The following is a 12,434-nucleotide window of genomic DNA, read 5'->3' on the forward strand; positions in this document are numbered from 1 at the left end:
TTTATTTTGATTCTAAAGCCAGACCAACTAGAGGTAAAAGGGGGTTGAGGTTGTACGAACCCAGCAAAGTTTATGCCCATGAACGGGTTAACTCGAGCAGGATATTTTTCCTAATGAATTTTTCATACTCTACTGGCGATAGATCTTCATTAGCAGTATAAAGCTTTTCTAAATTGGACCTGTAATAGATTTTGTGTAACTGCCGAGTTTAAATAACACTTTCAAACGGCCTTATCTCCTTTAGCTGCAGCCAATGCTGCTTTAGCTTAAAATTCATGAGACTAGTTTCTACGTTTTTTGTCGCCATCTATTCCAGTATTTTGGTTACGCATGCCGAAGCTTCTTTTATAATCTCAGCCGTATAACTTTTTACTTTTCTTTTTGTTACTTTACACGTCAATAATTGGACTATTTTTCATTATTAAAGTGCCCAGTCTAGTCAAATCAGTTCAGTTATTAAAAGAGCGATGAATTGAATAGCCCTCAAATTTAAGGGCTATATGTGTGTAGTGATAAGGTTAAAATACTGCAGTACGAGGTCTTATCTCAGGAATGTACTCACGAGCTTGTATTTTGTAGTAAATTGCCGAGGCCCTTTCAGTTGCGCGTTCAATTTGTGAAGGAGAAAGGTGTTTTTCGTCTAAGGCACGGCTTTTAGATGCGGCTTGATTGCCATTGTATTCTGCAATACTATTCCAAATGTATGACTTTTCAATATTTTTAGTAACACCCAGCCCTTGGTAATACATCAGCGCCATATTAAACTGTGCTAAAGTATAATTACTGGCCGCAGCTTTCTCGTACCAATCCATAGCAGTGTAGTAATCTTTAATAACACCATCGCCATTTGTGTACATGACACCCAAATTAAATTGTGCTGCTGCCAAGTTTTTTTTAGCAGCTCTGGTATACAACTCAACAGCCTTTTGCTTATCTTGCTTAACACCTTGGCCTTGTTCATGCATAACGGCCAAGGAAAACATCGCATCTGCAACACCTGTGTTTATGGCATCTTGAAAAAGCTGTGCAGCTTTTCGCAAGTTTTTAGGCACCCCATGACCGCCTTGGTACATTTTAGCTAGTTCGTATATTCCGGGGCCGTAACCCATATCAGCTAAATATCTAAATTCTTTTAAAGCGACTTCAAACTGGCCAGCATTTGCCGCTTCAATACCTGATTCTAAGCTTGCATTACTGGGTAATGCCCATGTCAACATACCAACACATAGGGCAATTCTTACTTTTTTATGCCACATGTTACACCTCCTATAATTTGACAATGTCAGTTATGGTGATCAAACGCTTTATAAAGTATCTATCAGATACGTAAACATTCGCTCACTACGCATTAATGATATGTATTGGACCATTAATAGTGAACTAAGTGCAAGAAAAGAATCCAGCGATGGTTAACTATCCGTTCGCTTTAAGCATACATTAGGGCGTGTTGACCTTTGAGGTATGATTTTTCAAATCAAAGGCTTTCAATACTATGAATGGACTATGTTGCATAATAGTTTATGTTAATAGCCCATGACAACCTAGTGTAAGCTTTTGGTTAAAACCTTTGAGTAGTTCCATTTGGGGATTTTTCTACGTTATCATCTGATTTGCATAAAATAACTATGCGGCGCAGGCTCTGCTTGGGAAAACAGCCGAATGAAAGCTGTAAAAACACACAGCAAAGATCAACACGGCCTCATATAATGCCCTGAAACTGGTTATTTCAAAAAGCGCTTTATTTTTTCATTGTAGTGACTGGAATAGTCTGTACTTGAACTTCAGGCTTTGCATAACTTAATCGTGTGAGCGCCGTTGTTGTATGATACCTGTCAAGGCCGCTGACCGCGACAGTATTGATACGCTCTAAGTCTAAAAAGCCATCTTGGCAATAGGCACTATCGTCTTCAAGGTAAATATCTGTTATCTGACCTATAACTAGTTCGGTCTGATTCAGTTCAATTGTTTGTGAACTCTTAAACTCGACGGCTATTTTTAATTTGCTCTCTTTTACAAAAGGAGCGATAGAATTTGGCTTGTACTGTGGGTTCAAGCCAACAGCTAAAAACTCAGAGATGTCTTTATCATATCGTGCGGATGTTTGGTGTGCTTGTTCAACGATTTCATCGTTCACATGGTTAATTGTATACTGGCCTGTTTGTAATATATTTTCGAGCGTATGCCTTGGTACACTATGAGGGCGCATTATCATGCCAATTAAAGGAGGGTTTGCTCCTAAATGAAAGATTGAACTGACAATTGATAAATTTTCTTTGCCTTGTGCGTCAACGGTACCAATTAAGTTGGCACTTTTAAAACCCGATAATGAGTTAATAAGATGAACACGCGTTTGTTGGTCTAGGTTATTTATATCAGTGGTTGCGAAATGCATCGTAAACCCTTTTTAGTCTGTGTGATTTTTACCAGTTGATTGCTTTGCCTTGCCAATCAATGTAGTCAACTTGCCCGTTAATGTCTCGAGTAGTGATTAACGTACTTAGTTGCTGTGCAACAAAGTTGGGAGTAAATAATTTCCCTTCAGGAACGTTCTTTTGAAAGGGTTTTGATAAATTGGTATCGGTTGTGCCAGGGTGAAATAATACGCACTTGCAGTACTTGGCTCGCCTCGCTAACTCTATCGATGCCGTTTTAACTGCCATATTAAGGGCTGCTTTACTTGCTCTATATGCGTACCATCCACCGAGTTCGTTGTCGTCAATGCTAGCAACACGAGCACTTAAAAAAGTAATAACACAGCGACTCTTTGGCCCAAGCCTCTGGCCTATATATTTTAGCCATAACATAGGGGTGATAGTGTTTGCTTTAAGTATCCAGCTTAAATAATGCTCATTGATATCTTCAAGGCGTTTTTCTGGCGAGAATGCTTCATTATGCAGCTGACCATTAAATACTGTAATACTTTGTGCGGTCTTAACGACTGTACTGAGCGATTGAGTGACTGCCTGTATCTGTTGCTCAGAATTGTCACACTGAAAGTGCTGATGGTTATCAGCTATTTTGTCGTGCACATTACGGCTAATAGTAATTAAATTATGCGCTGGAAAGCGATTGTGTTGCTCGCGTAAAAATGCGTTTGCGATGGAGCCTCCAGCACCAATTATAATAATTGTATTATCGGTCATCTGTTTTACAACCTAACTTATTGCATTGATTAGGCATTAATAGCCTTGAGACTACCATACGATTGTTTGCAAATAGCATATAGCAGCCATCAGCCAACCATCGAATAGGTACTATACGAATGAGTTTGAGCCAGCGATGTTTCCCTACTGTTTTCCAAGCTTGATATGTTGCATCAAGGCCTAACCAAATTTTACCTTGCGAGTCTTGGAGGTGGAGTATTGTCAGTGCACGCTCTTTATCTATGTTTGGGTTATTTAAACTAAAGTTTTCTTCATGTAAATCGACCAGCGCGATTTGGTTGTTTTTATCATGAAGCTTTAATTTGTTCATTTCTGCCACACATAAAGGGCAATGGCTATCATAAAATATTTTCATGTCACGCCTGATAATAACTTTGATACAGTAGTTTACGGTCAACAGACAAAAATAGATCGCTCGTAAATCGATTTAATCTCGGTATAGTGAGTAGTATAAAATTTCGACAAAGGATGCATTATGACTGAGCAATATCAAATGTTACGCACTAACGTTAGCATGTTGGGTGAGCTGTTAGGAAAAACAATAAAGCAAGCCCAAGGTCAAAAAGTACTCGATAAAGTAGAACAAATTCGCAAGCTGTCTAAGTCATCACGCAGTGGTAATGAACAAGACAGAGCGTTACTAATCGATACACTTCATGGATTAACAGACGAAGAGTTATTGCCTGTAGCACGTGCCTTTAATCACTTTTTAAATTTAGCAAATGTAGCAGAGCAATTTCATACCATATCAAAACAAGGGGCACCGGATGGCTCGTTAAGTGCATTAAAAAGCACGCTAACGGCGCTTAAATCACATATAAATAGCGGGCAAATAAACTTAAATCAGGCGGCCCAAGTCATCGCTAATTTAAAAATGGATTTAGTACTAACTGCGCATCCAACAGAAGTAACCAGACGTACTATTATTAGCAAGCATGTTGAGCTGAGTGAATGTTTAAAAGCGCTTGAATTACATGAGTTAGATGATCATCAGAGTGAATACTTATTAGATAGAATTGAGCAATTAATTTGCCAAGCTTGGCATACCAACGACATTCGCGATAAACGGCCAACACCACTTGATGAAGCTAAGTGGGGGTTCGCTGTGATAGAGAATAGCCTATGGCATGCAGTCCCAGAGTTTGTAAGGCAATTTCATAGTTATAGTGAAGAGTTACTCGCGCTTAAACTGCCAGAGGATTTCTCTCCCATTACGTTTACTTCTTGGATGGGAGGAGATAGAGACGGTAACCCATTTGTAACAGCACAAGTTACACAAACCGTGTTGGATCATGGCCGTTGGATGGCGCTTGATTTGTATTATCGAGATTTAGATAAACTCAGTGCTGAATTATCAATGCATTGCGCCAGTGCTGAGCTTAAAGAACAAGTTGGTTCACAAAGTGAACCTTATCGTTACTTATTAAAATTGTTGAAGTCGCAAGTGAGTGAAACCATATTTGCGCTTGAGCATAAAATCAAAAATGAACCCTCTAAAAAACAAGACAAAATAACGCATGTTGCGCAATTAAAAGCACCTTTGGAGCTGATTTACCGCTCCCTTTGCGAAGTTAATATGGGTGTAATTGCCAATGGCTTACTCATAGATGTCATCCGCCGGCTAAACTGCTTTGGTGTTAACTTGTGTAAGCTAGATATTCGTCAAGACTCAGCGCGCCATACTGAGGTGTTTAGCGAGTTAACTGGTTACTTGGGGCTTGGCAAATATGCCGATTGGTCTGAACAAGATAAACAAGCATTTTTACTCGCTGAGCTAAACTCACGTCGACCGCTAATTCCAAAACACTGGCAGCCAAGTAGTAATGTGCAAGAGGTGTTAGATACCTTTGCGGTTATAGCCAACCAAGATCAACATGCGTTGGGTATTTATATTATTTCAATGGCACAAAATGCTTCGGATGTGTTAGCCGTAGAGTTGTTACTACAAGAAAGTGGCTGCAGATTTAAGCTACCTGTCGCACCACTTTTTGAAACGCTTGATGACCTTAATCGCAGCGCACATGTTATGACGGAGTTGTTTGCACAGTCTTGGTATCGACAGCACATCAACCGCAAGCAATTTGTTATGATCGGCTACTCAGATTCTGCCAAAGATGCGGGTATGATGGCTGCAGGTTGGGCACAATATAGCGCAATGGAAAAACTGGTCGATATTTGTGAGCAACAAGAAATAGAACTTATTTTGTTCCATGGACGCGGCGGTACAATTGGTCGAGGTGGGGCACCTGCTGCCCAAGCGCTGCACTCGCAACCACCAGGGTCACTTAAAAATGGTTTGCGTGTGACAGAGCAAGGTGAAATGATCCGTTTTAAGTTTGGTTTGCCCAAAGTTGCAGTGCAAAGCTTAGCCATTTATAGCAGCGCGATTATTGAAAGTAATTTACTGCCACCGCCGCAGCCGCAAAGCAGTTGGCAAGAAGTAATGGCACTTATCAGTAATGCATCATGTGAGCACTATCGAAGCATCGTACGTGAAAATTCACAATTTGTACCGTACTTTAGAATGGCGACGCCCGAAGTTGAATTAGCAAAACTGCCCCTAGGCTCTCGCCCTGCTAAGCGCAACCCCAATGGGGGCGTTGAAAGTCTTCGCGCAATTCCTTGGATTTTTGCATGGAGTCAAAACCGTTTAATGCTACCTGCATGGTTAGGTGCTTTACAGGGCTTACAAGCTGCCGTAGATACTTACTCAGAGCAAACATTAAAAGACATGAGTGAGCAATGGCCATTTTTCAGAACGCGTTTAGAGATGTTAGAAATGGTGTTCTGTAAAGCGGATAGTTGGTTGAGTGAACATTATGAGCAAGGACTTGTCGAGGATAGCCTCAAACCCTTAGGTAATCAGCTGAGAAATGAACTTGCGCAAGCGCGAGACTTGGTACAGCGACTTGCTCCTGATTCAACACTATTATCAGCTCAACCATGGATTAAAGAATCAATTGCCTTGCGAAACCCTTACACTGATCCCCTTAATATGTTGCAGGTTGAATTATTAAATCGGGCACGCTCTGGACAAAGTAATGATATTGATAATGCTTTAATGATTACAATGACAGGGATTGCAGCGGGTATGCGCAATACTGGGTGATGTGATTCTTACTATTGAGTTGCCCCCTTAGAACCGGGGGCAACCTTAATTGAGAAATACTTCCAAGGTATATACGGCGAAAAGGCGGCGCAATATGTACCTAGAAAGCAATAAAAAGCAGTCCTTTTTACTGGTTTTTATATGTAAACACCATCGCTTTGGATTAAAATTATTGACATTGGTTCTCATTTACATAAAATCGTCAGACTGGTTATACCAGATAGTTTTGTAAACGCAGACGAGATACATTTTTTGTTTGTTATTTTTATGTTTGAGGTCCCATGACAACACTCTCTACAAGTATCACATACGATGACACAACATCACTAATTATGATGACGTTGCGCGGTTGCGTAAGTGCAAAAGATGTCGTGCATGTGTACCAAATTGCAAATGATTATGCCAAGGCACATAACAGCTCAAAAATTCTAATTGATTTAAGTGACGTTGAACATCGTTTTGCTGCTATCGATATTGTGGATTTTATGCCAAAAGTAGCACATTGTTTACGGGATTTTACTGTAGCTAGGGTGGTCGGCTTCGAAGGCTACATGCATGATCTATTTTTGCAAAAGGCTAAACGTTATAACGTCAATGCCGAAAATTTTGAGAATTTTAAATCTGCAAAGCAATGGTTGTGTAATTTATAGATTCTGCTTAAACTGTGCTGCCATTTATCAATAATGTTTTAGTGATGGCAGTATTTAATCCGCAGCAATTACAACAACTACAAGAGCAAGCAAAGCGCACTTGCGGTTATTTTTCAAAAGCCCAGTTGAGTGAGTTGCAATCTCAATTAAATTGTAGCTTAGACTCTTTACTCAAAGCACTACTTCCTGTTGCAGCTAGCTTCTCTCAAGCGCCAATTTCGCACTTTAATGTGGGCGCAGTGGCTTATGATGAAATTACACAAAGCGCGTATTTGGGCGCTAATCTTGAGTTTTCTCATCAAGCATTAAGTTTAGTCGTTCACGCAGAGCAGTCAGCAATCAATAACGCATGGCTCAATGGGGCTAAAGAAATAAGCTTTATCGCGATTACTGATGCACCCTGCGGCTACTGTAGACAGTTTATGAATGAGCTATCAACTTCAAAGAGGTTGAGTATTATGTTGCCGACCCTGGATACTAAGCTAACTGAGTTACTGCCCAGCTCATTTGGACCACAGGAATTAGACAACCCTGAACGATTACTTGCAAGTAATATAGTGGCAATAAAAAGCTTCTCTAGTGATATAAGCAGCAAGTTACAATCTCACCTTCAACATGCTTATGCGCCATATTCAAAGAATTTCGCTGCTGTAGAAATATGCACTCAAACGCATGGCGTATTTTATGGTCGGTATGCAGAAAATGCGGCTTATAATCCAAGCTTGTCTCCGATGCAAAGTGCATTAAGTCAGCTTGCATTGGCTGGGTTGACGATAGAGCATGCAAATGTGGTTGAGGTTACTTTGGTACAAAGTGAAGGGTTTGAAAATCAACAAGCTGTTACAGAGGCGGTATTGGCAAGTTATAACGCAAATATTAAACCTAAATATGTAACCGCAAAGCTTGCTTAATTATAAGCACCATCATATGGCCTCTAAATAAGAGGCCATAAATTCGAGTTTATTTAAGTAGTAGTTCAGCAGCTTTAATAACCACAGCTACTGAGTCATGCTCAACCTTGTCGTGATCAACTGTTGGGATCTCTTGCCTAGTTCTATTAACCAGTACACCCGCAACGCAAGCTGCTTTTAGCCCTAAAGATGCGCACATAGTAAATAATGTGGCAGATTCCATCTCATAGTTCATCACGTTTAGCTTTTGCCATTCTTCGCAGCTACCTTGATACGCTTTGCTGACATAACCAGAGTAGGTATCGTATCGCTCTTGCCCCGGATAAAAGGTGTCACTGGATGCTGTGATACCCACGTGGTGTGCTATATCTAGTTCTTCACAGGCATTAACCATAGCTTGAGTACAATGAAAGTCTGAAACAGCAGGGTAACTTAGGGGCGCAAAATGTTGGCTGGCACCATCTAATCGTACAGATGCGGTGCTCACGAGTACATCACCTTCGTTTATATGAGGCTGAATAGCACCCGTTGTACCAATACGTAAGAATGTACGCACACCTAGTTGTGCTAGTTCTTCGACAGCAATTGAGGTTGATGGGCCGCCAATGCCTGTGGAGCAAATTACAACAGATTGATTGTTCAGTGTTGCTCTGTAAACATGAAACTCACGAGTTTGCGCTAAACAGATAGGGTCGCTTAGTTTATGAGCTATGCGTTTTGCACGTTCAGGATCGCCCGGTACAATCGCCAGAGTTGCACCGTTAAGTGCTTTTTTATCTAGCCCTAAATGAAATACCTTATCCATAGTAAACCTTATTTTTATCTAAAGCGTAATGTTTGTTATTACTGGCCTTAAAGTACAGGACAGATGTCCGATTTAAGGCTCATAACTGTTTGTCTACTTGCATCTTTTGCTGTGATCTTCTAAACCTAAAGTGTAGCAATATAAGAGGACTTATTATGCCAGCATCTCCACCTATCGATAAAAATAATGAATTTGCACGTTGTTTTGAAAGTAACAAAATTGACACCTTCGCCGCTTTCCATTGGCTGGCACTGGCCTTTAAAGATATGGCCAGGGCTCCAATGTTAAGCCTAATATACGGTTTAGTCTTTACCATCATTCCTGCCACTATAATGTGGTTTGTGTATCAATCTGGCACCCATTTAGTGATTTTACCTGCTGTTGTTGCGTTTGCGCTAATAGGGCCTGCTTTTGCGGCGGGACTGTACGATGTTGCTTGGGAGTTAGAAAAAGGCCACAAACCCACTCTGCGCCATAGCTTAAAATCGATGTTTCGCAACCCAGCAGGAGAGTGGGGTTTTGCCATTTTGTTGATGGTAATCATGATAGTTTGGATGCGTTTGGCAGCACTTATTCATGCACTTTACCCTAATGTAGCAAATCCAACTTTTGAACAATTGTCCGCTTTTTTAACATTGGGTAGTATAGTTGGTCTAATAGTTATGGCTGCGGTGTTTGCCATATCTGCATTTACGCCACAGATCATGATGGAGAGAAGAGTTGATATTATGACTGCGGTAATAAGTTCAATACACGCAGTTAAAACAAACGTCAGCGCAATGATGGTATGGTGTATGCTCATTGTACTGCTGGTATTAATCGGGTTTTTAACAGGCACAGCTGGGTTTATTATTATTATGCCTTTACTAAGTTATGCCAGTTGGCATGGGTATATTGCAATTATCAAAACTAAAAAGCCAAGAGAGTATGAGTAATCTGTAACTATTCATTTGTTGTGAATATAAAACCACGGCGCTAAAATGCTCTAACAGCGTCGTGGTTGACTTTATGAACGACCATGTTATACCTCCTGAAAGTTCATGTTTATCACTGCGCGACTCATTTATATTAATCGTTATTTTCTAGATAACCTTATGTTTTTAAATGACTTATTTTTACTTGAACTATTTGGTTTGCCAATTCTTGATTTGATATAGCAAGTGCAAATATTGCTTTCTTACTTTGGTTAAAAAATTTAGTCAGCGCATGATTATGCAAGAGTCGTTATCTTTGGAGGTTTTAAATGGCAATTACAAAACAACAATTTATACACAAACTTGAGCACTGCTTATGTCCTCCAGGGGATGGCGTATTTACTGTTAATACAGCAAAAGAACGAAAAGACGCCTTGAGAACTAAATTGTATGGTCAAACTGAAGGCGTCGATGCGCTTTGGAAAACGTCGTTAACAGATATTGAGCAAAGTGAACATAAAGCAGTTATTTTGGGGATCAGTTCAGATTGTGGTGGTGGTATTTTAAGAGGTGCGAATTGGGGACCCTTGTTCCTGCGCTCTACGCTGATAGAGCAGCATCCTCAGGTAAATGCCTTTGATCTTGGTGATGTGCGTGTTATTCCGCATTTGTTACATGATAAATACTTAAACGACGCCACAATAAGTAATTGCCAAAAAGCACTTTACCAAAATAGTAACAGCGATTATTACGTATCGCCGTTATCTATTACTGAAGATGTGTGTGATGGTTTTTATCAGCAACACCCAAATAAAGGCATCTTTGGTATTGGTGGTGATCACTCTATAAGCTACCCACTCACAAAGTCCTACCTTAAAGCTAAGCGAGATGAAGGTAAACGTACTGCTATTATTCATTTTGATGCCCATACAGACCTGCTTGTGGAACGGTTAGGAATTGATTTGTGTTTTGGTTCATGGTGTACACATATCTTGGAGTTTTTACCAGCCCCTCACCACTTGATCCAGTTTGGTATTCGTTCAAGCGGTAAAGATAAAGCTCATTGGGAGTCAACGTTTGGTGTTAAGCAACATTGGGCCCACGAAATTCGTGAACAAGGTGCAGATGCGATTGTAAAACAAGTAATAGCGCAACTAAAAACAGACAATGTTGATGAACTTTATGTGAGTTTTGATATTGATGCGTTAGATGAAGAGTTTGCTTCTGCAACTGGCACACCTGAGGGCAATGGTATGACACCAGATGAAGCACTAACCATTCTTCGAGCACTGCGTGAGGAATTTCCAATTACAGGCGCTGATATGATGGAGATAGCGCCGTTTACTGATAGCTCTTTAGTCGGGCAGACAAGCTCAGAAACAACGTTGCGTGAAGGTGCAAAGATATCTGCATTTTTAATTGATGCTATGAATAACGCGTAATCGTAACTTATTGCGCATAAAACGGCAGCGAGATCACGCTGCCGTTTTTGTATAAATACTGTGCTAATCATAGCAAATAAGCTATATTTTCTTTTAGTTCACATGGTTACAGGTAGTTATTGAATGCGAGTATGGTTTATGGTTTTGAGCTTTGTTTGTGTTGCTACACAGGCCAATACGCTTAATATCATGACAGAGGAGTTTCCTGATTTTCAATATACCAATAAAGATGGAAAGTTTATTGGTTCGGCAGTTGAAAAGGTTAAAGCTGTTTTAGACAAAGCAGAAATTGACTATGTCTTTAGCATTAATCAATGGTCAGTAACTTACAATGCGGTACAGCGTAATTCTAATAGCTGTATTTTTTCTATTGCTCGCTCTGAACCTAGAGAAGCGCTATTTGACTGGGTATTTCCTATTAGTCGCTTTACTACGTCATTTTATGGGCTAAGATCTCGCTCTTATGCAATTAATAAGTTAGATGATGTTAAACAGTATAAGACCGCAGTAATAAGACAAAACTTTAGTCACTTATATCTAAATGATCATGGTTTTGAGGAAGACCAACATCTCATTATGATTTCCAGTTTTGATAAAGTTTTTGAATTACTCACAACCAGAAAAGGCTTGGTTGATTTAGTGATCCTGAGCGATGTTCAATTTGATCACAAAAGTAAAACTCAAAGTGCGACACTTCTTTTAGAAAAAAAATATACGTTATCAAATCTTGGTGCGCAGCTTTACTTTGCATGTAACAAAAAACTAGCACCAAAAATTAAAGAAAAAATTATTGACGCATACAATGCGCTTTACAAATAAATAGATGGGCTGCTTATGCTACTTTTTTATAGTGGGCCAAACAAAACCATGAAATGTATCTAGATAAAGCTGTTCTACCTTTTCTCTTGCCCACGGGGTTTTTCGAAGAAACTTTAAGCTTGATTTAACACTAGGATCATGTGTAAAACAGCGAACGTTGATTATTTCTCCCATTGCTTGCCAGCCAAGTTCTTGCTCTAGCTTTATGATAATGTCTTCTAGTTTTACACCATGTAGTGGGTTGTTTGGCTGTTGTGTCATGAAATTACTCAAACGCAAAAGCGTTATTTTACCCTGATTGTCTTTACTGGGTCTAGCCTGATGGGTCGTCCTTGTTCATTTGCTCTTTGCCAAACTAATTGGCTTTGTGGCTGATTTTCATATTTGTGACTACAAATAAAAAGCAGATCGAACTGCTTGATAAGTGCGCCTTCGCTGTATTGTGCACCTTGATACCAACACACCCTTTGTGGAGTTTCTAATAAAGTCACTTTTTCATGATGCGAATCAACTGCAAAGGTGCAAGTTGCTGTTAAAAATAAAGCAGTTAAGTATATATAAACAAGTGATTTCATGGCATAACTCCCAGAGTTGGCTAATCTATAAAATAACGCAGCTTT

At 39.8% G+C, this 12,434-nt stretch carries 13 protein-coding genes; 6 read left to right on the forward strand and 7 right to left on the reverse strand.

Annotation, left to right across the window (positions count from 1 at the left end; genetic code table 11):
* Positions 1–518: 518 nt before the first annotated feature.
* The 4 genes from OCI93_RS13895 to OCI93_RS13910 all read right to left on the reverse strand — a co-directional run bounded on the left by OCI93_RS13895 (position 519) and on the right by OCI93_RS13910 (position 3,519).
* Positions 519–1,256 carry a tetratricopeptide repeat protein gene (locus OCI93_RS13895; RefSeq protein ID WP_261626642.1) on the reverse strand — a complete coding sequence of 246 codons (738 nt, stop codon included), beginning with the start codon at positions 1,254–1,256 and terminating at the stop codon, positions 519–521.
* Between the two features lie 482 nt (positions 1,257–1,738).
* Positions 1,739–2,392, reverse strand: coding sequence for a flavin reductase family protein (locus OCI93_RS13900; RefSeq protein WP_261626643.1), 654 nt, complete (start codon positions 2,390–2,392; stop codon positions 1,739–1,741).
* A gap of 28 nt (positions 2,393–2,420) precedes the next feature.
* Positions 2,421–3,143 (reverse strand): SDR family oxidoreductase, encoded by a 723-nt coding sequence (locus OCI93_RS13905; RefSeq protein WP_261626644.1) that lies wholly within the window; start codon positions 3,141–3,143, stop codon positions 2,421–2,423.
* Positions 3,133–3,519 carry a thiol-disulfide oxidoreductase DCC family protein gene (locus OCI93_RS13910; RefSeq protein WP_261591444.1) on the reverse strand — a complete coding sequence of 129 codons (387 nt, stop codon included), beginning with the start codon at positions 3,517–3,519 and terminating at the stop codon, positions 3,133–3,135. The genes OCI93_RS13905 and OCI93_RS13910 overlap by 11 nt, the downstream gene beginning before the upstream one ends.
* A 120-nt stretch (positions 3,520–3,639) precedes the next feature.
* Here OCI93_RS13910 and ppc point away from each other — a divergent pair, with 120 nt between their 5' ends.
* The 3 genes from ppc (at position 3,640) to cdd (ending at position 7,834) form a co-directional block, all read left to right on the forward strand.
* Positions 3,640–6,273: a phosphoenolpyruvate carboxylase gene (gene ppc, locus OCI93_RS13915; protein ID WP_261591446.1), complete on the forward strand. Its 2,634-nt coding sequence runs from the start codon at positions 3,640–3,642 to the stop codon at positions 6,271–6,273.
* 281 nt (positions 6,274–6,554) lie between these two features.
* Positions 6,555–6,923, forward strand: a complete 369-nt coding sequence (locus tag OCI93_RS13920) for a hypothetical protein (protein WP_261591447.1) — start codon at positions 6,555–6,557, stop codon at positions 6,921–6,923.
* Between the two features lie 44 nt (positions 6,924–6,967).
* Positions 6,968–7,834 carry a cytidine deaminase gene (cdd, locus tag OCI93_RS13925; protein WP_261591448.1) on the forward strand — a complete coding sequence of 289 codons (867 nt, stop codon included), beginning with the start codon at positions 6,968–6,970 and terminating at the stop codon, positions 7,832–7,834.
* A gap of 49 nt (positions 7,835–7,883) precedes the next feature.
* Here cdd and udp read toward each other — a convergent pair whose 3' ends face one another.
* Entirely contained in the window at positions 7,884–8,639 is a 756-nt protein-coding gene (gene udp / locus OCI93_RS13930; RefSeq protein ID WP_261626645.1) for a uridine phosphorylase, read from the reverse strand.
* A 155-nt stretch (positions 8,640–8,794) separates the two neighbouring features.
* On the opposite strand from udp, the gene OCI93_RS13935 reads away from it, so the two are divergent.
* The 3 genes from OCI93_RS13935 (at position 8,795) to OCI93_RS13945 (ending at position 11,814) form a co-directional block, all read left to right on the forward strand.
* A complete protein-coding gene (locus tag OCI93_RS13935) occupies positions 8,795–9,574 on the forward strand; it encodes a DUF2189 domain-containing protein (RefSeq protein ID WP_261591450.1) in 780 nt (259 codons plus the stop codon).
* 308 nt (positions 9,575–9,882) lie between these two features.
* Positions 9,883–10,995, forward strand: coding sequence for an arginase family protein (locus OCI93_RS13940; RefSeq protein WP_261591451.1), 1,113 nt, complete (start codon positions 9,883–9,885; stop codon positions 10,993–10,995).
* A 123-nt stretch (positions 10,996–11,118) separates the two neighbouring features.
* Positions 11,119–11,814 (forward strand): substrate-binding periplasmic protein, encoded by a 696-nt coding sequence (locus OCI93_RS13945; RefSeq protein WP_261626646.1) that lies wholly within the window; start codon positions 11,119–11,121, stop codon positions 11,812–11,814.
* An 18-nt stretch (positions 11,815–11,832) separates the two neighbouring features.
* Here OCI93_RS13945 and OCI93_RS13950 read toward each other — a convergent pair whose 3' ends face one another.
* Positions 11,833–12,075: a VF530 family protein gene (locus OCI93_RS13950; RefSeq protein WP_261591453.1), complete on the reverse strand. Its 243-nt coding sequence runs from the start codon at positions 12,073–12,075 to the stop codon at positions 11,833–11,835.
* 23 nt (positions 12,076–12,098) lie between these two features.
* Positions 12,099–12,389, reverse strand: coding sequence for a YnjH family protein (locus tag OCI93_RS13955; RefSeq protein ID WP_261591454.1), 291 nt, complete (start codon positions 12,387–12,389; stop codon positions 12,099–12,101).
* Positions 12,390–12,434 lie beyond the last annotated feature (45 nt).

Source organism: Pseudoalteromonas holothuriae (genome assembly GCF_945859825.1).
GTDB lineage: Bacteria > Pseudomonadota > Gammaproteobacteria > Enterobacterales > Alteromonadaceae > Pseudoalteromonas > Pseudoalteromonas holothuriae.

What these genes read in the sequence shown, in the direction of transcription:
- OCI93_RS13895 (WP_261626642.1), bottom strand. Translation starts at nt 1,256, where the DNA reads ATGTGGCATAAAAAAGTAAGAATTGCCCTATGTGTTGGTATGTTGACA.
- OCI93_RS13900 (WP_261626643.1), bottom strand. Translation starts at nt 2,392, where the DNA reads ATGCATTTCGCAACCACTGATATAAATAACCTAGACCAACAAACGCGT.
- OCI93_RS13905 (WP_261626644.1), bottom strand. Translation starts at nt 3,143, where the DNA reads ATGACCGATAATACAATTATTATAATTGGTGCTGGAGGCTCCATCGCA.
- OCI93_RS13910 (WP_261591444.1), bottom strand. Translation starts at nt 3,519, where the DNA reads ATGAAAATATTTTATGATAGCCATTGCCCTTTATGTGTGGCAGAAATG.
- ppc (WP_261591446.1), top strand. Translation starts at nt 3,640, where the DNA reads ATGACTGAGCAATATCAAATGTTACGCACTAACGTTAGCATGTTGGGT.
- OCI93_RS13920 (WP_261591447.1), top strand. Translation starts at nt 6,555, where the DNA reads ATGACAACACTCTCTACAAGTATCACATACGATGACACAACATCACTA.
- cdd (WP_261591448.1), top strand. Translation starts at nt 6,968, where the DNA reads ATGGCAGTATTTAATCCGCAGCAATTACAACAACTACAAGAGCAAGCA.
- udp (WP_261626645.1), bottom strand. Translation starts at nt 8,639, where the DNA reads ATGGATAAGGTATTTCATTTAGGGCTAGATAAAAAAGCACTTAACGGT.
- OCI93_RS13935 (WP_261591450.1), top strand. Translation starts at nt 8,795, where the DNA reads ATGCCAGCATCTCCACCTATCGATAAAAATAATGAATTTGCACGTTGT.
- OCI93_RS13940 (WP_261591451.1), top strand. Translation starts at nt 9,883, where the DNA reads ATGGCAATTACAAAACAACAATTTATACACAAACTTGAGCACTGCTTA.
- OCI93_RS13945 (WP_261626646.1), top strand. Translation starts at nt 11,119, where the DNA reads ATGCGAGTATGGTTTATGGTTTTGAGCTTTGTTTGTGTTGCTACACAG.
- OCI93_RS13950 (WP_261591453.1), bottom strand. Translation starts at nt 12,075, where the DNA reads ATGACACAACAGCCAAACAACCCACTACATGGTGTAAAACTAGAAGAC.
- OCI93_RS13955 (WP_261591454.1), bottom strand. Translation starts at nt 12,389, where the DNA reads ATGAAATCACTTGTTTATATATACTTAACTGCTTTATTTTTAACAGCA.